The following is a 20,033-nucleotide window of genomic DNA, read 5'->3' on the forward strand; positions in this document are numbered from 1 at the left end:
CGGTCGGACCCGCGTCACGCGGGTCACGCGCCACCCGGCGCGAGCGGTCGGCACCGCTCGCGCCATCCGTCCCCGGAACCCCGGCAGCCCCCTGCGGCGCCGGGGTTCCGGGCGTTTTCGACCGCCGCGCGGGCGTTTTCGAGCGCCGTGCGGGAGTTGGGGAGGACTTGCGGGGGAGTGTCAGCGAAGTGTGGCGTACGCAACAAATCAGCTGATCTGTTTGGCGGATGGGCGAAACCGCGGTTAGCGTCTTCGCTCGTTGCCCGTCAGCAGCAGCCGCGTCCGGCGGCACGCGGGCACACATCGCCGAGTCCCCGTCAGGGGAGCCGGGGACCCAGCCCTCTCGCGAGGGAGCAGTCCCTGGGGTGAATCGGGACCGACCGCCGAGCGGCGGCCGGACCCGTAGGAGACCTTCCTGCTCCGAACCCGTCAGCTAACCCGGTAGGCGAGAAGGAAGGAAAGGAGCGACGCCTCTTCATGGCGTTCACCGTTCTGCCCGCGCCCAGCGGGAAGCACCGCCGTCCCCGTCGCGGCGCCGCACGCACCGTCCGCGGTGGCGGCACGCTCGCCGGAGTCGCGGTGCTCACCGCGACCGGAGCGTTCGGGGCCACCTCGATGACCGCCACGGCCCACGCCGAGAGCGCGCACGACGCCGTCGCGAACACCGTCTTCGCCCGTACCGCCGATGTGACCGGCTCGCTCGCCGACTCCCTGGCCGCGCAGGCGGAGGCCCAGCGCAAGGCCGCCGAGGCCGCGAAGGCCACGGCGGAGGCCGACCGCAAGCAGGCGGAGGCCGCCGCCCGCGCCAAGGCGGCCAAGGCCAAGGCCGACGCGGCGGCCGCGAAGGCCAAGGCGGAGGCCGCGGCCAAGGTCCGGGCCGCCCGCGAGGCCAAGGCCCGCGCCGACCGCGCCGCCGCCGAGCGCAAGCGTCTCGGCTCCTTCGTCCTGCCGGTCGACAGCTCCTACGTCTCCACCGCCTACCACTCCTCCAGCGGCCTGTGGTCCTCTGGCTACCACACCGGCATCGACTTCCACGCGGCCAGCGGCACCACCGTGCACGCGGTCGGCTCCGGCACCGTGGTCGAGGCCGGCTGGGGCGGCTCGTACGGCAACAACATCGTGATCCGGATGTCCGACGGGATGTACACCCAGTACGGCCACCTGTCCTCGATCCAGGTCTCGGTCGGCCAGAGCGTCACGCCCGGCCAGCAGATCGCCCTGTCCGGCGCGACCGGCAACGTCACCGGGCCCCACCTGCACTTCGAGGCCCGTACCGGACCCGACTACGGCTCCGACGTCGACCCCATCGCCTACCTGCGCAAGCACGGCGTCTCGGTCTGACCCCAGGACCCCGCAGGGGTCCCGCCACCGCCCCCTGGAACCACCGCACCACCCCCCTCAGCACGAAGGCCCCGGCTCCCCCCGCCGGGGCCTTCGTCCGTCCCGTACCCGTGCCGTACCCGTCCCGCATCGGTCCCGCGCGCCAAAAGAAGTCCCATATTCGGGACTGTGATCGGAATCCCTGGTGTGCTGGAATAGGGTTACCGCAGAATGTGCGGAAAGAATGGGGTCCTGCGATGCGGAATCGGATGTGAACGGGACGGACGGCACGGGGCGGCGTATCTCCGCCCAGGTGGTGTGTACGGCCATCCGCGACGACATTGTCAGCGGTTTCTTCCCGCCGGGCGGCCGGCTGACGGAGGAACTGCTCGCGCAGCGGTACGGGGTGTCGCGCGTGCCGGTCCGCGAGGCGCTGCGCACCTTGGAGTCCGAGGGCTTCGTCCGCACCCGCAGGCACGCCGGCGCGTCGGTGGCCGAGCCCACCGAGCAGGAGGCGGCCGACCTTCTGGAACTGCGCGGCCTGTTGGAGCCGCTGGGCGCCGCGCGCGCCGCCCAGCGCCGTACCGACGCGCATCTGAAGGTGCTGCGCGGGCTCGTACGCCTAGGTCAGGAGCGCGCGGTCCAGGGCCAGTTGTCCGACCTGCCGTCGCTCGGCGGCTGGTTCCACGAGACGCTGGCGCAGGCGTCGGGCAGTCCCACGCTGGCCGCGCTGCTCACGCAGCTGCGCCACAAGATCGCCTGGGTGTACGGCGACGACGTGCCCACCCGCGCGGTGGAGTCGTGGGAGGAGCACGCGGCGCTCGTGGACGCGGTGGCGCGCGGTGACGCCGAGCGGGCCCGCAAACTGGCCGCGGGGCACGTGGAGCGGAGCGCCGCGGTGAGGATTCTGAAACATCCCGTAAACGCGGTGCGCCGCCGCCATTAACAATCGCACCGTATACAAGTGCGTAGAATTGCGGCACCCGTAAATGCAATAAAGCGGGGCCGGTGCAATCCGGGTGGATTGTCCGGCCCCGCTGAATTCCGCTGTCCGGTGGCGGGACAAAGATCCCCGGACGTGTTCCGGCCACGCGAAGGGCGCTTCGCGCGGCAGGGCGCACCGCCCGAAGGCCCGGTCGCGCGAAAGCGCGGCCGGGGAGGGCGGGCGCGCCCCGCCGCGTCTCAGACGGTCTCGGGAAGCTCTTCCAGGCCCTCGGCGACGAGCTTCGCCAGCCGGTCGAGCGCGGCGTCGGCGCCGTCGGCCTCCGAGGCGAGCACGATCTCCTCGCCGCCCTGCGCGCCGAGGCTGAGCACCGCCAGCATGGACGCGGCGTTGACCGGGCCGCCGTCGGCCTTCGCGATCGTCACGGGGACGCCCGCGGCCATGGCCGCGCGGACGAAGATGGACGCGGGACGGGCGTGCAGGCCCTCCGCCCAGCCGACGTTGACACGGCGCTCAACCATGGTGCTGCCCTTCGGGTCGTTCCAGTTGTCTAGACCAGTTTCGCACGGCCGGAGCGCTGCTCCGGCACGTCGGCACGATCGCGGCCCCCACCAGACTGCCCCCTGCGCGTCGGCTCCGCGAGTGTGACGCGCCCGCCGGGCCACCCGCTTACGCTGGGGCCATGAGCGAGCAGACGGCGCATCCGTACCCCGTCCACTGGGAGGCGGACGTCGTACTGCGGGACGGCGGGATCGCCCACATCCGGCCGATCGGGCCCGACGACGCGGGACGGCTCGTCGACTTCTACGAGCAGGTCTCCGACGAGTCGAAGTACTACCGCTTCTTCGCGCCTTACCCCCGGCTGTCCGACCGGGACGTGCACCGCTTCACGCACCACGACTACAACGACCGCGTCGGCCTGGCCGCCACCGTCGGCGGCGACTTCATCGCCACCGTCCGCTACGACCGCACCGACGACGCGGGCCGGGCCGTCTCCGCCGACAAGGGCACCACCGGCACCCGCGCCGAGGTCGCCTTCCTCGTCCAGGACGCGCACCAGGGCCGCGGCGTCGCCTCCGCGCTGCTCGAACACATCGCCGCCGTCGCCCGCGAGCGCGGCATCCTGCACTTCACCGCCGAAGTCCTGCCCACCAACCGCAAGATGGTCAAGGTCTTCACCGACGCGGGCTTCACCCAGCAGCGCAGCTTCACCGACGGCGTCGTCCACCTCGAACTCGACCTGGAACCCACCGAGCAGTCCGTCCAGGTCATGCGGGCCCGCGAGCACCGCGCCGAGGCCCGCTCCGTCCAGCGGCTGCTGCGCCCCGGCTCGGTCGCCGTCGTCGGCACCGGCCGCAGGCCGGGCGGCGTCGGCCGTACGCTGCTGCGCAACATCGTCGCGGGCGGCTTCACCGGCCACGTCTACGCCGTCAACCGCTCCTTCCCCGACGGCGGAACCGACATCGACGGCGTGCCCGGCCACCGCTCCGTCCTCGGCATCGGCGCGCCCGTCGACCTCGCCGTGATCGCCGTGCCCGCCGACCGGGTCCCCGAGGCCGTCGCCGACTGCGGCGCCGCGGGCGTCCAGGGCCTGGTGGTGGTCGCCGCCGGATACTCCGAGACCGGCGAGGAGGGCAGGGCGCGCCAGCGCGAACTGGTCCGGCAGGCCAGGAGCCACGGCATGCGGGTGATCGGCCCGAACGCCTTCGGCGTCCTCAACACCGCCGCCGGGGTCCGGCTCAACGCCTCCCTGTCGCCCGAGATGCCGCGCAGCGGACGCCTCGGCCTGTTCACCCAGTCCGGCTCGATCGGCATCGCCCTGCTCTCCGGACTGCACCGCCGCGGCGCGGGCCCCTCCTCCTTCGTCTCCGCGGGCAACCGCGCCGACGTCTCGGGCAACGACCTCCTCCAGTACTGGCAGGACGACCCCGACACCGACGCCGTCCTGATGTACCTCGAATCCTTCGGCAACCCGCGGAAGTTCACCCGGCTCGCCCGCCGCACCGCCGCCGCCAAACCGGTGGTCGTCGTCAAGGGCGCCCTGCACTCCGGCTCCGTCCCGGCAGGACACGCCGTGCCCGCCACCCGCATCCCCGACTCCACCGTCTCCGCGCTCTTCCGGCAGGCCGGGGTGATCCGCGTGGACACCGTCACCGAACTGCTGGACGCCGGACTCTTCCTGGCCCTCCAGCCGCTGCCCGCGGGCGACCGGATCGCCGTCCTCGGCAACTCCGAATCGCTCGGCCTGCTCACCTACGACGCCGCGCTCACCGCGGGCCTGCGGCCCGCCGCGCCCCTCGACCTCACCACCGCGGCCACCCCCGACGACTTCGCCGCCGCCCTCGGCGCCGCGCTCGCCGACCCCGGCAGCGACGCCGTCGTCGTCACCGCGATCCCGCGCGTCGGCTCCGAGGACGCCCCCGACCCCGAGTCCGGCGACGACCCGGCGCTCGCCGAGGCGCTGCGCCGTACGACCGCCGCCGCGGGCGGCGGCAAGCCGGTGGTGGTCGCCCACCTCGCCCTGGAGACCCTGGCCGACCGGCTCGGCGCGCCCGGCGACGAGGCCGCCTCCCGTATCCCCGCCTACTCCGCGCCCGACCGGGCCGTGCGCGCGCTCGCCGAGGCCGCCGCCTACGCGGCCTGGCGCGCCGGATCGGCGGACCCCGGCCGCATCCCGCAGTTCGACGACATCCAGGAGGCCGCGGCGGCCGACGACGTACGCCGCCTGCTGCCGCCCGGCGAGGCGCCCGAGGGCGGGATCGCGCTCGGCGACGCGGACACCGCGACGCTGCTCGGCCGGTACGGCATCCAGGTGCGCGGCGCGCTGCCCGCTCCCGACGCCGACACCGCCGTGGCCGCCGCCGCCCGGCTCGGCTACCCGGTCGCCCTCAAGACCACCGCCCCCCACCTGCGGCACCGCGCCGACCTCGGCGGCGTACGCCTGGACCTGGCGGACGAGGGCGACCTGCGGCGCGCCTACGACGAGCTGACCGCGCGGCTGGGCACCCCGCGGGAGCTGCTGCCCGTCGTGCAGGCGATGGCGCCGCGCGGGGTGGACACGGTGGTACGGGCGGGCGTCGACCCCGCCGCGGGCGCCGTCCTGTCCTTCGGCCTGGCGGGCGCGCCCTCGGAGCTGCTCGGCGACACCGCGCACCGGCTCGTCCCCGCCACCGACCGGGACGCGGCCGAACTGGTCCGCTCCATCAAGGCCGCGCCGCTGCTGTTCGGCTGGCGCGGCGCCGAGCCGGTCGACACCGACGCGCTGGAGGAGCTGCTGCTGCGCGTGTCGCTGCTGACCGCCGACCTCCCGGAGGTCGTCGCGGTCGACCTGGAACCGGTGGTGGTCTCCTCGCGCGGGCTGACCGTCCTCGGCGCGTCCGTCCGCCTGGCCAGGCCGCCCGCCCGCACCGATCTCGGGCCGCGGGCGCTGTCCTCGTTCTGACCCGGCGCCCGCTCCCGCGCCCGCCCGCACGCCGGGTCGCGCTCCGAGCACGTCGCGGTCGTACCTGGCCCTTAGGATGGTCGGCATGGCGAAGACCGGTACTACGACTCAGGGCCTGCGCACGGCCATCGAGCGCAGCGGCTACTACCCCACCCTCGTGGCCGAGGCCGTCGAGGCGGCGGTCGGACGCGAGCCGGTCTCCTCCTACCTGGTCCACCAGGAGACCAGCTTCGACGCCAACGAGGTCCGTCGTCATGTGACCGTGCTGGTGCTCACCGACAGCCGCTTCATCGTCAGCCACACCGACGAGCAGGCCGCCGACGACACCTCGCCGACGCCGTACGCCACCACGTCCACCGAATCGGTGAAGATCGGCCGGATCTCCTCGGTCGTGGTCAGCCGGGTGGTCGCGAACCCGGAGTCGTACACGCCCGGCACGCTGCCCCGCGAAGTGGTGCTCACCATCGGCTGGGGCGCGGTCTCGCGGCTCGACCTGGAGCCCGCCGCCTGCGGCGACCCCAACTGCGAGGCCGACCACGGCTACACCGGCTCCTCGACCGCCGACGACCTGTCGCTGCGGGTCAGCGAGGCGGGCGACGGCCCGGACACCGTCCGCCAGACCCTGGCCTTCGCGCAGGCGCTCTCCGAGGCGACAGCGGCCACTGACTGATGGTCCAGCCGCTGCACGGCGGGTACGGTTCCGCGCCGCTCGATCCGCGTACCGCTCCCGTACCCGACTACGGCACCGGCGCGCTCTGTGACGTGATCCCGGCCGCCGTCGCCGGATTCGCCGTCCCCGGCATGCCGGCCACCGGCCTGGAACTGGCGCCCGCCGACCGGGTCTGCGTCTTCCTCGTGGACGGCCTCGGCTGGGAGCTGATCCTCGCCCACCCCGACGAGGCGCCGTACCTCACCTCGTTGCTGCCGACCTCGCGCGGCGGCACCGGCCGCCCGCTGACCGCCGGATTCCCGGCGACGACCGCGACCTCGCTCGGCTCGGTCGGCACCGGGCTGCCGCCGTCCGCGCACGGCCTGGCGGGCTACACCACGCTCAATCCGGCCACCGGCGAGCTGATGAACCAGCTGCGCTGGCAGCCCTGGACCGCGCCGCACGTCTGGCAGCCGCACCCCACCGTCTTCCAGCTCGCCGACGCCGCCGGGATCGCCACCTGCCAGGTCTCCTCGCCGACCTTCGTCAACACCCCGCTGACCAAGGTCGCGCTGTCCGGCGGCACCTTCCACGGGCGCCTCACCGGCGAGGAGCGGATGGACCTGGCCGCCGACCGGCTCGGCGCCGCCGACCGCACGCTGGTCTACACGTACTACAGCGAGCTGGACGGCATGGGGCACCGGCACGGCGTCGACTCCGACGCCTGGCGCGGCCAGCTCATGATGGTCGACCGGCTGGCGCAGCGGCTCGCCGAGCAACTGCCGCCGCGCAGCGCCCTGTACGTCACCGCCGACCACGGCATGATCGACATCCCCTTCGACGAGCGGTCCCGGATCGACTTCGACGAGGACTGGGAACTGCGCGCCGGGGTCGCGGTGCTCGGCGGCGAGGCCCGCGCCCGGCACGTCTACGCGGTGCCCGGCGCCGCCGCCGACGTGCACGCGGTGTGGAGCGAGGTCCTCGGCGAGCAGATGTGGGTGGCGACCAGGGCCGAGGCGATCGAGGCGGGCTGGTTCGGACCGCCGCCCGACGAGCGGGTGTTCGGCCGGATCGGCGACGTCGTGGCCGTCGCCCGCGACGACATCGCGGTCGTCGCCCACCGCACGGAATCGGGGGAGTCGAAGATGGTCGGCCTGCACGGCTCGATGGCCGCCGCCGAGCAGCTCGTACCGCTGCTCGAAGTACGCTCCTGAGGCCCGCCCGCCCCCGCGCTCTCCCGCCCCGCGCTTTCCCGCCCCCGCGCTCTCCCGCCCCCCATCGAAAGGCCGTCGTCCTTCCCATGCCCGAGCTGGTCTTCTTCTCCGGAACGATGGACTGCGGCAAAAGCACCCTCGCCCTCCAGATCGTCCACAACCGCACCGCTCGCGGCCTCCAGTCGGTGATCTTCACCAGGGACGACCGCGCGGGCGAGGGCAAGCTCTCCTCGCGGCTCGGCCTGGTCACCGACGCCGTCGAGGTCGCGGACGGCATGGACCTGTACGGCCACGTGGTCGGCGTGCTCAGCCGCGGCGGCCGGGTGGACTACGTGATCGTGGACGAGGCGCAGTTCCTCGCGCCCGAGCAGATCGACCAGTTGGCGCGGGTGGTCGACGAACTCGACCTGGACGTCCACGCGTTCGGCATCACCACCGACTTCCGCACCCGGCTCTTCCCCGGCTCGCAGCGGCTGATCGAACTCGCCGACCGGGTCGAGGCCCTTCAGGTCGAGGCGCTGTGCTGGTGCGGCGAGCGCGCCACCCACAACGCCCGTACGGTCGACGGCGTGATGGTCGTCGAGGGCGCGCAGGTGGTGATCGGCGACGTCGACCGGTCCGGCGAGGTCGGCTACGAGGTGCTGTGCCGCCGTCACCACCGCCGCCGGATGACCAGCGCGACCGCGGGCGCGGGCACGCTCTCGCCCGACGTGCTGCCGGTCACCCACTCCTGACCGCGGCGGTCACCCGGTCATGACGACGGGCCCGGTCGGCCGCACGACGGCGGTCGACCGGGCCCGCCCGCCGGTCAGTTGACGCCGACCGGACCGAAACGCGCCACGACCGTGCGGTCCCCGGTCACCGGCACGGTGACCGTCGGCCCGCTGTCGGGCAGTTGGGCGCCGTCGAGCGTCCAGCCCAGCAGTTGGAAGCCGGCCGCCGGTACGGCCGTCACGGTCGCGGTGTCGCCGCGCTCGAAGCGGCCCGGCTCCGTCTGGTTCCCGCTGACGGTGACCTTCCCGCCGCTCGCGGGCTCGGCCGTGGCGGTCACCGACTGCTGCACCATGTTGATCGCCATGATGCCCAGCAGCTTCGCGGGACCGGTGGACGTCGCGCCGTTGTAGCGCAGCACGTTGACCGCCGTGACGTCGGCCGAGGCGCCCGCCTTCACGGTGTAACCGCCGTCGCCGAGGTTGTCCGTGCCCAGGTTGAAGGCGCGGACGTCACCGGAGGTGACCACCAGACCGTTGTGCATGCCGTAGCCGAAGACGTCCGAGACCGTCAGGCCGCGGGCGCCGTCGACATGCACCAGGTCGGTGTTCTTGCGGGTGAACCCGTCGATGGTCTGCGCGAACAGATCGCTGCCGAGGCCCCAGCCGGGAATGCCGAAGCCGGTGCGGTTCACCGCGTTGCCGTTGCTGAGCACACCGTCGACCAGACCGCCGCGGCCCGCGCGCGCCGTGACGCCCCGGTTGAGGAAGACCCCGGTCAGCTTGTGCACCACGAAGCCGTCGTTGCCCTCGTCCACGGCGTTCCACGCGTTGGTCAGACCGACGTCGACCACATACGTGCCGCGGCCGGTGCCCCGGATGTCGTACGGGTAGGGGACGTAGCCGGTCGCGGGGTTGTTCTCCGGGTGGAAGACCCGCAGACCGCGCACGCCCGAGCCGTTTCCGGCGAGCGTGACGAAGGCGGTGTCGGTGTCGGCGTTCGCGGTGTTCCGGCCCGCGTAGGCGAACAGCACGGTGCCGCCGCTGGCGCCGTCCTCGTCGCGGTTCGGCGAGGACGAGGCGCCCCGCAGTTCGACCCCGGCCGGTACCCGCAGCCGGCCCTCGACCCGGTACCAGCCCGCGGGCAGGTACACGGTGCCGCCGCCCCGCGCGCCCGCCCGGTCCAGCAGCCGCTGGATGCCCGCGGTGGCGTCGGCGGCGGGCTGATAGCCCACCCCGTGCGGGACGGCGCCCGCCGCGTACAGCGCGTGCCCGCGAGGCGCGGGCAGGTCGGGTGCGGCGGCCTGGACCGGTACGGGACCGGGCATCGTCACGACCGTGCCGGAGGTCGCGCCGTCCAGCGCCGTGCCGGTGACCTTCACAAATCCCTTGGTGGCGTTGCGGATCGACGCGACGCTGCCCTGGAGCGTGCCCCCGGCCACCGTCATGCCCCAACGGGTGTCGATGTCGTCCACCTGGAGGGCCACATCGGTGCGCACCACCCGGGTCTGCTGGAACGCGCCGACGAAAGCCGCCCGTTGGCCCTTCACGACCTGGATGCCGGTGCGGTAGTCGGACAGCGAGATCCGGGAGAACTGGTCCCACTCCAGGTCACCGAGGACGAGTCCCGTGCCGTTGGCCCGCGTCCACCGGTCGAGCGCCGACCGCGCGGGCGGGTCGTACGCCGAAGGCGCGTGCGCCCAGTAGGAGTTGGAGAAGGTGATGTCGCTCCAGGTGCCGACGTCCGAGCCGTTGTAACCGGTGGCCCCGGTGAACAGCACCGTCCCCTTGATGTCGGCGAGCGTCGCCGACTCGTGCACCTGGCCCTGCACCGCGGGCCTGCCGCGGTCGTCGGTCTTCGTGGAGACCCCGACACCCTTGTACGAGTTGAGCATCGTGACGTGCGCGACCGTGCTCATCATGAAATTCGCGTCGCTCTGCCAGGCCGAACCCGGAATCTCGAAGGTGTTGTTGTACGGCACCGGGTGGGCCGCGTTCTGCCGCGGGTAGTAGGTGGTCAGGCCCTGGACGGAGGCGCTGCCGCCGACCCGGAAGAGCACCGGCCCGTCGGCTCCCGGCGGCAGGTCGGCGCGGATCACCGTGCCGTAGCCGCCGGACCCGCGGTCCGGGTCGCGCCGGTCGCCGATCAGCGAGCAGAAGGCCGGGACCTCCACGGTGGTGGTGAGGCGGTAGGTGCCCGCGCCCAGCCACACCGTGCCGCCGCCCGCGTCCTGGCAGTCGTACAGCGCGGACTGCACGGCGGCGGTCGCGTCCCTCTTCCCCGAGGTGTCGACGCCGTAGTCGCGGATGTCGAAGTCGGCGACGACCGGAGCGCCGGTCGAGTAGCGGGTGGTGACCAGCTTCGGGTGCGGTGTGACCACCCGCTGGTCGCGGACCTCGAGGACGGCGAGACCCACCTTGGTCTGGCCCGCGCTGTACCCGTGGCACGCCAGCCGGACGTACCGGGCGGTCGTCGGAGCGAAGGCGGTGGTGAACACCGAGCCGCCGACGGCCCCGGTGCGGCCCACGTCTGTGAAGCGCGTCCCGTCCGTGGACACCTGGACGGTGTAGTCGGAGGAGAAGGCGCCGGTCCAGCCGGCCTTGACCTGGTTGAAGCGCTTGGCCGCGCCCAGGTCCACGGTGAAGGTCTCGCCCGTCCCGCCGTCCCCGCTGACCCAGGCGCTGCCGCCGTTCCCGTCGATCGCCGCGGCCGGGGCGGACCCGGCGGCGGTGGACGAGGCGGTGGCGGTGCCCAGGTGCGCCAGGTCGGTGTTCACGGCGGCGGCGTGGAAGACGTCGAGCGCGGCGGCCAGCGCGTGGAAGGCGGTACGCGCCTGCTCGTCGGTGACGCCGGTGCCGTTCGCGACCGCGCGGGCCGCGTCGGCGGCCTGCTGGAGGGCGGCCTTCGCGCCGACCGGGTACTGCCCGTCGCGGGTGCCCTCGCGGGCCGCGAGGTAGGCCAGATCGGCCTGCGCCACAAGCTGCTTGAGGCCGGTCGTCGGGTCGAGCACGCGCGGCAGCGCGGTCACCGAGACGCGGGCGACCTTCAGTTCGGCCGGGCTGCCGCCGGTGGTGATGCGGAAGTCCGAGCCGTTGGAGCGGTTGGTGAGGATCGCGTCGTCCAGCAGGAAGGTGTGGGTCTTCCAGGTCCCCGAGTCGCCGTAGGTGAAGACCGGCGAGTTCTTGAACATCTCCGGGATCGTGTCGCCGGGGGAGTCGTACTGGAGCTGGATCGCTCCGTTGCCCCGGTCGAGGTAGTCGACGGTGACCGCGACCGGGTCGCGGTTGTCGTACAGCGCGGTGTCGTCCACGTTCATGTAGAAGAAGCCGGTCTCGGCGCCCGGGTGGCTCTGGTCGGTGCCCCAGTAGCCGCGGCCCGCCTCCGTGCCGGTCACCAGGTGCGTGTCGTTGTCGCCCGCCCGCGGCGAGATGCCGTGCGCGTCGACCGCGGTGCCGAGGTCCACGGACTGGCCCGCGGCGACCCTCACCGACGCCACCGTCACGTCGGCGGGCGCCCCGTCCTTCGTCCCCGACAGCCGCAGCTCACGGCCTGCCTCCGTCCCGAAGTCCGCCGGTACGGTGAAGGCTTCCGTCGTCCATCCGGCCGCTCCGGTGAGCGCCACGCTGCCGACGAGGTCGCTCGCGCCGCGCGTCAGCCGGAGCGTCGTCCCGTCGGGCGCGTCGTCGTACGTCACCGCCACGGTGACCTGGCCGGCGCCGCCGACGGTGTCGGTCCACTCCCGGTCCAGCGCCAGCTTGATGTAGTCCGCGCCGGCCGCCACATCGGTCTGCCAGTACGGCTTTCCGTTCTTCTCACCGGTGCGCAGGCCGTCGGCGGAGTCGCCCGCGCTCGCCGTCAGGCCCAGCGTGACCGGTTTCGGGCCGAGGTCGGCGCCGACGCCCAGCGGATACAGCGCCGCCGCGGCGGCCCGCGACGACGGAGGGAGCAGGAGGGCCGCGAGCAGCAGCAGTGCTAACGCGGCGGGGGGCCGCAGCCATCGTGCGAGGGTGGGTCTCATGTGGCTTCTCCTACGGAGGGTCGGTTTCCAGGGGGAAGGGCGGTACGCCAGGTCTTGAGGGGCGCGGGGAACGGTGCGATCAGCCACGACGGGCCTGCGGGGGCAACCGGCCCGCGTCGGGCGGACACTAAGGACGCGCCAGGCGGAGCGTCAGGATCTGGAACGGGCGCAGGTCCAGCGGGAAGGAGCCGTCCCCGGCCCGGGGGAGGGGAGCGGTGGGGCTCTCCAGGAGGTCGGTGACGTGCGCCGCGGCGACGGGGAAGCCGGTGTGCAGCGCCCCGCGCGCGCCGCCGCCGCGCGACTCGTAGAGCCGGACGACCACGTCGCCGCCGCGGTCGTCGGCGAGCTTCACCGTCTCCACGACGATGTCGGGGTTGTCGACGGTGACGAACGACGGCCCGGCGGCGGCCCCGCCGGTCGACGCCGAACTGCCCGGCCGCAGCGGCAGGTTGAAGGAGTAGCCGGAGGCGACGGCGTCGCCGACCCCGGCGCCGACCACCAGGCCGTAGGCGAAGGAGTGCCGCCCCCGGTCGGCCTGCGGGTCGGGGCTGTGCGGCGCGCGCAGCAGCGACAGCCGCAGCGTGGTGGTCGTACCGCCGTCGTCGCGGGTCAGGCGCGAGACGTCGTGGCCGTAGGTGGAGTCGTTGACGACGGCGGCTCCCCAGCCGTGCTCGCCCACGTGCACCCAGCGGTGGGCCCAGAGTTCGAAGCGGGCGGCGTCCCAGCTCGTGTTCTCGTGGGTGGGGCGCTGGACGTGCCCGAACTGGATCTCGGCGCTCTCGCGCTCCGCGTGCACGTTCAGCGGCCACGCGGCCTTGAGGAGGGTGTCCCGCTCCTGCCAGTCGATGTCGGTCCGGACGGTCAACCGGGCGCTTCCGGCGGCCAGTTGCAGGTCCTGCGTGAGGTGCGAGCCGCCGAAGGAGCGCGTGACGCGCACCGACGCGAGCAGCGGCCCGGCCTCGGTGACCTCGACGGCGTCGGCGGCGGTGAGGTCGCGGACGGTGTCCCGGTAGTAGCCGTCGATGTTCCAGGCGCTCCACCGGTTGGGGTCGTCCGGGTGGAGTTGCAGCAGATTGCCCGCCGCGCCGGGGGCGATCGCCTCGCGTCCGGCGCGCAGGTCGTACGCGGACCGCACGAGGCCGTCGGCGTCGATCCGTATCCGCAGCACCCCGTTGTCGAGGGTGATCCCGGTGGTGTCCTCGGTGACCGAGACCGGGGGCAGCGCGGAGCGCACGGCCTGGCCGGTGCCGAAGGCGGGGGCCTCGACGAGGACGGCGGTACGTCCGTCGGACAGCGGCTGGCCGTCGGCGGCGGGGGTGCCCGCGGGCAGGACGGCCACCTCGCGCCGCGCGTAGGGCCCGGCGTTGTAGAAGACGGGTCCCGAGTCGGCGGGTCCTGAGTCGGCGGGTCCCGAACCGGCGGGTCCTGAGTCGGCGGGCCCCGAACCGGCGGGTCCCGCGCCCGTCCCCGCACCCACCGCGGCCTCGATCACCTCGGCCAACTCGGCCTGCAACTCCCGGTGTACGGCCTCCGCCTCCCGGTGCACCCAGGCGATCGAGGAGCCCGGCAGGATGTCGTGGAACTGGTGCAGCAGCACCCGCCGCCAGATCGATTCCAGCCGCTCGTACGGGTAGGGGGCGCCGCCGCGGACCGTGGCCGCCGCCGACCACAGCTCGGCCTCGCGCAGCAGCGCCTCCGCGCGCCGGTTGCCGCGCTTGGTACGGGCCTGGCTGGTGTAGGTGCCGCGGTGATTCTCCAGGTACAGCTCGCCGCGCCAGACCGGCAGCCGCTCGTACTCCTCGCGCGCCTCGTCGAAGAAGGCCGAGGGGTCGCCGACCTCCACGCGGGTGGAGCCCTCCAGGTCGCGCAGCCGCCGCGCCCTCTCCAGCATCTCGCGGGTCGGCCCGCCGCCGCCGTCGCCGAAGCCGAAGGGGGCGAGCGAGCGGGTGGCGGCGCCCTTGTCGGCGAAGTTGTGCTCGGCGTGGGCCAGTTCGGCGCCGGTCAGGGAGGCGTTGTAGGTGTCGACCGGCGGGAAGTGGGTGAAGATCCGGGTGCCGTCGATGCCCTCCCAGTGGAAGGTGTGGTGCGGCAGCCGGTTGGTCTCGTTCCACGAGAGCTTCTGGGTGAGGAACCAGCGGGCCCCGGCCAGCGCGGCGAGCTGCGGGTACGCGGCGGTGTAGCCGAAGGAGTCGGGCAGCCACACGCCGTCCTGCGGGATGCCGAACTCCTCGGCGAAGAACCGCCGCCCGTAGACGAGTTGCCGGGCCAGCGCCTCACCGCCGGGCAGATTGCCGTCCGCCTCCACCCACATGCCGCCGACCGGCGCCCAATTGCCGTCGGACACCGCCTTCTTGATCCGCTCGAAGATCTCGGGGCGGCGCTCCTTCATCCACGCGTACTGCTGCGCGGAGGAGCAGGCGAAGACCAGCTCCGGGTACTCCTGGGCCAGCGTCGTCATATTGGTGAAGGTCCGGGCGCACTTGCGGACCGTCTCGCGGACCGGCCACAGCCATGCCGAGTCGATATGGGCGTGCCCGACCGCGGTGACGGTGTGCGCGGAGGCGTGCGCGGGCCGGGACAGCACGTCCGTCAGCCGGTCGCGGGCGGCCTGCGCGGTGGCCGCGACCGCGCGCACGTCGACCGCGTCGACCGCCCGCTGGAGCGCCCGCAGGATCTCGTGCCGCCGCGACCCGTCTGCCGGCAGCTCGCGCATCAGCTCGTCCAGCACCTCCATGTCGTGCAGCAGGTGCCACACCGCGTCCTCGCGCACCGCGATCTCGGCGGCGCGCAGCCGGTACAGGTGCTCCTCGCCCGCGGTGTCCCGCGAGCCGTAGTGCGTGCCGACCGCGAGCGCGCCCTCGATCATCGGGTTCGCGGCCAACTCCACCAGCAGCTCGACCGGTTCGCCGCCCGCGGCGGGCTCCGCGAGCAGCACCGAGCGGTGGTGCGGGTGCAGGCCCTGCACGGGTGCGCCCGCCGCGTCGTGGACGAAGCCCTCGGCCTGGCCGCCGGGGCCCTTCGTCGGGTCGAAGCCGAGGTCGAAGACGGCCTCCACCCGGCGGCCCGCCCAGGCCGCCGGTATCCGGCCGGTCGCCCGCAGCCAGGTCGTCGACCACGGACCGCCCCAGGTGTCGCCGATCGCGGCGGGCGCGTACGTCGCGGCCAGCGCGTCGGCCACCGGTACGGGTTCGCCCGGCACCTGCCAGGCGGCGAGATCGAGGGTCAGCGCGTCACTGTAGAGGGCGGGACGGACCACCTGAGCGAGGAATTTGGTGATCCGCTCTTCGACGATGTGCCGGTCGTCATGCACAGTTGCGTTTCCTTCTGCCGTGGGCGGGCGGGTGCCGGAAGGGCGGGCGGATGCGGGAGGGCGAGTGCTCGCGGGAAAGCCGTGGGGGACGTGGGGGAGGGGTCAGGTACGGCGCTCCGCTCCGGCCGTACGCCAGGTGCGCCGGGGCGTGAAGCCCAGCAGCTCCGTGCAGGCGGCCGTGTCGAAGAGCGAGGCGTGGTCCGGGAGGCCGCTGCGCAGCGGCACCCCCGGATGGTGACGGGCCATCAGTTCTGCGGACGGCAGCGCGGATGTCGTGTCGGCGGCGGTGACGTTGACGACGTGACAGCCGGTCAGCTCGGTCTCCAGCGCGCGCCGTACCGCCTCGGCCGCGTCCAGGGTGTGCAGCCAGCCCCACAGGTCGTGCCGCTGACCGGCCGGGTCGGCGGCGCAGGCGTCCAGGAAGTGGCCGAGCCGGTCGCCGGTCCCGGTGAAGGGCAGCCGCAGACAGACCGCGTCCAGGCCCCAGCGCCGGTGTGCGGTGCGTGCCACCTCCTCCAGCGCGGCCTTCGACAGGCCGTACGGGTCGCGCAGCACGCTCGGATGGGCCTCGTCCAGCGGGACGTAGGACGGCGAGACCGGCACCGGTGACCAGGCCAGGCCCACCGCGGCCATGCTGGAGGCGGCCACCACCCGGCGCACCCCGGCCCGGCCCGCCTCCTCGAACACCCGGTGCGCCGTCAGGCAGTTGTGCGCGAACAGCGTGCTCGGGTCGGTGTCGTTCGGGTGCGGGATCGCCCCGAGGTGCACCACCGCCTCCGCGCCCGCCATGGCTTCGCGGACCAGTTCCGGGTCCTGGAGGTCGCCGGTGTGCACGCGCGCGGCGCGCGGCTCGGTCACCGGCAGCAGGTCGGTGAGCACCAGGTCGTGCCCGGCGGCCAGCAGCGCCGCGGTGACATGGCCGCCTATGTGTCCGGCGGCCCCCGTGATCAGGACGCGCATCAGCCCTTCACCGCCCCGACCAGGCCGTTGACGAAGTAGCGCTGGAGGCTCAGGAACAGCAGCGCCACCGGGATGACGACGATCAGCGCGCCCGCCATCAGGTTGTTGTAGTGCGGCACGTTCGACGAGGCGAGCGTCTGGAGCCCGAGCGGCAGCGTGTACGTGCTCTCGTCGTTGAGCGACACCCGCGTCAGCAGATATTCGTTCCAGGTGGGGATCGCGGTGAGCAGCGCCACCGTGATCAGCGCGGGCCGGGCCAGCGGCAGATAGATCCGGGTGAAGATGTGGAACTCGTTGGCGCCGTCGACCCGCGCCGACTCCCGCAACTCCCGTGGCACGGCGCTGAAGGCGCCGGTCATCAGCAGCACCGACAGCGGCGCGCCGCCGTTGACGAAGGGCAGCACCAGACCGATGTGCGTGCCCAGGATGCCCATCTTGTTCTCCAGCAGCACGATCGGCAGCATCACCGTGATGCCGGGCACGAACAGCAGCGCGACGAAGAGCTTCTGGAGCAGGCCGCGGCCGGGGAAGTCCAGCACCGCGAAGGCGTATCCGGCCGCCGCGTACACCCCGAGCGTCAGCACCACGGTGAGCGCGGTGACCTGAAGGCTGTTCAGGAAGTAGTGGAAGAAGTGCAGTTGGTTCCAGGTGTGGGTCAGCGTGTCCAGCGTCGGGTGGTGCGGGATCAGATGGCCGCCGCGTACCACCTCGACCTGGTCCTTGAAGGCGGCCGAGATCATCCACAGGAAGGGGTAGACGCTGACCAGGCCGTAGAGCGTCAGCAGGATGCCGACGGTCCAGCGCGCGGCGGCGCGCGAGACGGCGGCCCTGGCCGGCGAGGCGGGTCCTGTGGTGCGCGAGGGGTCCGCGCCGGAGATGTTCGTCGTCATGTTCTGCTCCGCATGACTCGCAGGTTGATCAGGGCGAGCACCACGGCGGCGGCGAACAGCAGCCAGCCGAGGGCGCTCGCCAGGCCGAGCGTCGGCGCCAGGTCCTTGAGGAAGGCCAGCCGGTACGCCTCGAGGCCGAGGACGTTGGTGTGGTCTCCGGGACCGCCGTTGGTCATCACCAGGAAGGTCTGGAAGCCCTGGAGGGAGTCGCGGAGATTGAGCAGCACGACGATCGAGGTGATCGGCCGGACCAGCGGCCACACCACCGACATGTTCGTCCGCCACCATCCGGCGCCGTCGAGCTGCGCGGCCTCCATCACGCTGCGGTCGATGGTCTGAAGACCGGTGAGGTACATCAGCATCGCGACCGGCACCGCCCCCCACACGGTGACCACGATCATCGTGGGCAGCGCGGTGTGCGGGTTGCCGAGCCAGCCCTGCGGCTGCGCGAGCGACCCCATGCCGACGCTGCTGAGCAGGGTGTTGACCGCGCCGTCCGGCTGGAGGATGTACTGCCAGGCGAAGAAGACGGCGATGCCGCTGGTGACGTACGGCACGAAGTACACCGAACGCAGCACGCCCTGCATCCGCTTGGCGGAATTGAGCAGGATCGCCAGCGGGAAGGACACCGCGACGGTCAGCAGCGGGACGGCGATCATCACGTACAGGGTGTGGAGCGCCGCGTGGTGCAGCCGGGGCGCGTAGGCCGGATTCTGCCAGAGCAGGTCCTTGTAGTTCTGGAGGCCGACCCAGTCCCAGTGCGGCGCGAAGCCGTTCCAGCGGGCGAAGCTCAGCAGGAAGCCGTAGCCGACGGTGTACAGGCCCATGACCGCGAAGAGCACGACGGCGGGGGCGACGAACAGGTAACCGGAGACGGCCTCGTAGCCGCGGCGGCGCGGGGGGCGCGCGCCGCGGCCGGCGGCGGCGCGCGCGGCCGGCCGGGGATCGCCTCCCCGGCCGGCGCCGGCCGTCTCCGTGAGCGTGGGACGGGGTGCGGTGGTCACTTGGACGTCGCCCAGAAGGAGTTGTTGAGCTTGGCCATCGCCTTGCCGGTCTGGTCCACGCTCTTCTGCTTCAGCGGCGTCAGGTCGGCCAGCACCTCGCCCATCGAGTCCTGGTCGTACGTCGGCGGCCGGAAGGTGTTGTCGCTCGGGTCGTAGGTGGTCTCCGGCGTGCCGACGAAGGTCTTCAGCATGTCGGCGAGGGTCGGGCCCATCACCGAGGCGGCGTCCGCGCCGAGTTCGGTGGCGGGCACGTCGGTGGCGTCCTTGGCGAACTTCGAGGCGATGTCGGGCCGCGCCAGGAACTTCATCCACTTCTCGGCGTTGTCCGGGTGCTTGCTGGTGGAGGTGACCGTCAGACCGGTGAGCGCCAGCGGGCCGAGCGCCCGGTGGGGCACCGCGCCGTCGCCCGGCGAGGGCAGGCCGAAGGCCATCACGTCGTCGGGGTTCATGCCGTTCTGCTGGAGGAAGGCCAGCGTGAAGGTGCCGCCGATGTCGAAGGCCGACTTGCCCTGGGCGAACGCCTGGTCGGCCGCGTCGATGTCGAGCGTCTGGGTGCCCGGCATCCAGTACGGCTGGAGCTGCGCGTACTGCGTGAGGACCTTGGTGCCGTCGGCGGAGGAGAAGTCCGCGCCGGCGTCCTTGCCGAACAGCGCCTGGTACTTCTCCTTGCCCAACTGGGCGAAGGCCAGCGGCTGGAGGACCCAGGTCAGACCGGTCGCCTTGACCTTCAGACCGAGGCTGACCCCGCCGTTCTTCGGGTCCTTGGTGGTGGTGGCCTTCAGGTCGGCCAGGAACTCGTCCCAGTTCGCGGGGGCCTTGGTGATCCCGGCGGCGGCCAGCATCTTCTTGTTGGCCATGACGATGCCGAAGGTCCCGGAGGTGAAGGGCACGCTGAAGCGCTGGCCCTTGCTCACGCCGTGCGTCTTGGAGTCGGCGGGCTTGGACTCGGTGTACTTCGCGTCCGTGACGGTGCCCGAGACCTGGACGCCCTTCTGGTACAGGCCGCTCCAGGCGGCGTCGACGTCGCCCGCGATGTCCTTGGCTATGCCGGTGGCGCCGAGCACCAGGTCCTCGCCGTCGGAGTGCGTCTCCAGCACATCGGGCAGGTCGTGGGTCTTGGCGGCGGCCTGGAGCTTGGTGCTGTACGCGTCGTCCGGTCCGTACGCCTCGATCTTGACGGTGATGCCGGTCTGCTTCTTGAACTCGGCCGCCGCGTTGCGCAGTCCGGCGACGTGCGACTGCTTGAAGGTCCACATCTCCAGCGACTTGCTGTCCCCCGATCCGGAGGAGCCGCCGCCGCAGGCGGCCAGCGGGCTCAGCGAGAGGACGGTGGCCATAGCGGCTGCGGCGAGTCTCGTCTTCGGGGTAAAACGTGCGAATGGTGTGTTCATGGGCCCCTACCTAGGATTCGACCGTTCAGAAGACCGAATGAAGTTGGAGTGACTGAACTTAGGGTCGTGTTTGATATAGCGTCAAGACGCACGCCGCGATGGGAGTGGGCACTCTTATGCGTCGTGCATCGGCGGCGGGGAGCGGAGGATCGGTGGAATCGGTGGCAGAAGCGGCGCGCGG

General features: G+C 72.8%; 13 protein-coding genes and 1 riboswitch. Of the genes, 6 read left to right on the forward strand and 7 right to left on the reverse strand.

Features of this window, described 5'->3' with window-relative positions; all coding sequences use genetic code 11:
- Window positions 1–294 precede the first annotated feature (294 nt).
- Window positions 295–462, forward strand: a riboswitch (cyclic di-AMP (ydaO/yuaA leader).
- Window positions 463–477: 15 nt separating this feature from the next.
- Together ACFY9V_RS30630 and ACFY9V_RS30635 are read left to right on the forward strand one after the other, a co-directional pair.
- Window positions 478–1,341: a M23 family metallopeptidase gene (locus tag ACFY9V_RS30630; RefSeq protein WP_355338389.1), complete on the forward strand. Its 864-nt coding sequence runs from the start codon at window positions 478–480 to the stop codon at window positions 1,339–1,341.
- 223 nt (window positions 1,342–1,564) lie between these two features.
- On the forward strand, window positions 1,565–2,266 hold the full coding sequence (locus ACFY9V_RS30635) for a GntR family transcriptional regulator (RefSeq protein WP_355338392.1): 702 nt from the start codon (window positions 1,565–1,567) through the stop codon (window positions 2,264–2,266).
- A gap of 236 nt (window positions 2,267–2,502) precedes the next feature.
- Here the strand turns inward: ACFY9V_RS30635 and ACFY9V_RS30640 are convergent, their stop codons facing one another.
- The gene (locus ACFY9V_RS30640; RefSeq protein WP_355338395.1) at window positions 2,503–2,784 is read right to left on the reverse strand and encodes an HPr family phosphocarrier protein; all 282 of its coding nucleotides are present in this window, start codon (window positions 2,782–2,784) and stop codon (window positions 2,503–2,505) included.
- 161 nt (window positions 2,785–2,945) lie between these two features.
- On the opposite strand from ACFY9V_RS30640, the gene ACFY9V_RS30645 reads away from it, so the two are divergent.
- From ACFY9V_RS30645 to ACFY9V_RS30660, 4 genes are all read left to right on the forward strand, one after another.
- Window positions 2,946–5,705 carry a GNAT family N-acetyltransferase gene (locus ACFY9V_RS30645; protein ID WP_391163834.1) on the forward strand — a complete coding sequence of 920 codons (2,760 nt, stop codon included), beginning with the start codon at window positions 2,946–2,948 and terminating at the stop codon, window positions 5,703–5,705.
- 76 nt (window positions 5,706–5,781) lie between these two features.
- Entirely contained in the window at window positions 5,782–6,375 is a 594-nt protein-coding gene (locus tag ACFY9V_RS30650; protein WP_188286046.1) for a DUF5998 family protein, read from the forward strand.
- The gene (locus ACFY9V_RS30655; protein WP_391048945.1) at window positions 6,375–7,568 is read left to right on the forward strand and encodes an alkaline phosphatase family protein; all 1,194 of its coding nucleotides are present in this window, start codon (window positions 6,375–6,377) and stop codon (window positions 7,566–7,568) included. Before ACFY9V_RS30650 ends, ACFY9V_RS30655 begins: the two co-directional genes overlap by 1 nt.
- Before the next feature lie 86 nt (window positions 7,569–7,654).
- Entirely contained in the window at window positions 7,655–8,302 is a 648-nt protein-coding gene (locus ACFY9V_RS30660) for a thymidine kinase (protein ID WP_355338403.1), read from the forward strand.
- 74 nt (window positions 8,303–8,376) lie between these two features.
- Here ACFY9V_RS30660 and ACFY9V_RS30665 read toward each other — a convergent pair whose 3' ends face one another.
- From ACFY9V_RS30665 to ACFY9V_RS30690, 6 genes are all read right to left on the reverse strand, one after another.
- Window positions 8,377–12,297, reverse strand: coding sequence for a discoidin domain-containing protein (locus ACFY9V_RS30665; protein WP_391163835.1), 3,921 nt, complete (start codon window positions 12,295–12,297; stop codon window positions 8,377–8,379).
- A 127-nt stretch (window positions 12,298–12,424) separates the two neighbouring features.
- Window positions 12,425–15,607, reverse strand: coding sequence for a glycoside hydrolase family 38 C-terminal domain-containing protein (locus tag ACFY9V_RS30670; protein ID WP_391163836.1), 3,183 nt, complete (start codon window positions 15,605–15,607; stop codon window positions 12,425–12,427).
- A 102-nt stretch (window positions 15,608–15,709) separates the two neighbouring features.
- Window positions 15,710–16,567 carry an NAD(P)-dependent oxidoreductase gene (locus ACFY9V_RS30675; protein ID WP_355338412.1) on the reverse strand — a complete coding sequence of 286 codons (858 nt, stop codon included), beginning with the start codon at window positions 16,565–16,567 and terminating at the stop codon, window positions 15,710–15,712.
- Window positions 16,567–17,457, reverse strand: coding sequence for an ABC transporter permease subunit (locus ACFY9V_RS30680; protein ID WP_391163837.1), 891 nt, complete (start codon window positions 17,455–17,457; stop codon window positions 16,567–16,569). The genes ACFY9V_RS30675 and ACFY9V_RS30680 overlap by 1 nt, the downstream gene beginning before the upstream one ends.
- The gene (locus tag ACFY9V_RS30685) at window positions 17,454–18,461 is read right to left on the reverse strand and encodes an ABC transporter permease subunit (RefSeq protein ID WP_391163838.1); all 1,008 of its coding nucleotides are present in this window, start codon (window positions 18,459–18,461) and stop codon (window positions 17,454–17,456) included. The genes ACFY9V_RS30680 and ACFY9V_RS30685 overlap by 4 nt, the downstream gene beginning before the upstream one ends.
- Complete coding sequence (locus ACFY9V_RS30690; protein ID WP_355338421.1) at window positions 18,458–19,798, reverse strand: extracellular solute-binding protein; 1,341 nt, start codon at window positions 19,796–19,798, stop codon at window positions 18,458–18,460. The genes ACFY9V_RS30685 and ACFY9V_RS30690 overlap by 4 nt, the downstream gene beginning before the upstream one ends.
- Between the last annotated feature and the right edge of the window lie 235 nt (window positions 19,799–20,033).

This window comes from Streptomyces sp. NPDC008317, from assembly GCF_042955955.1.
In the GTDB taxonomy this organism is placed as follows: domain Bacteria; phylum Actinomycetota; class Actinomycetes; order Streptomycetales; family Streptomycetaceae; genus Actinacidiphila.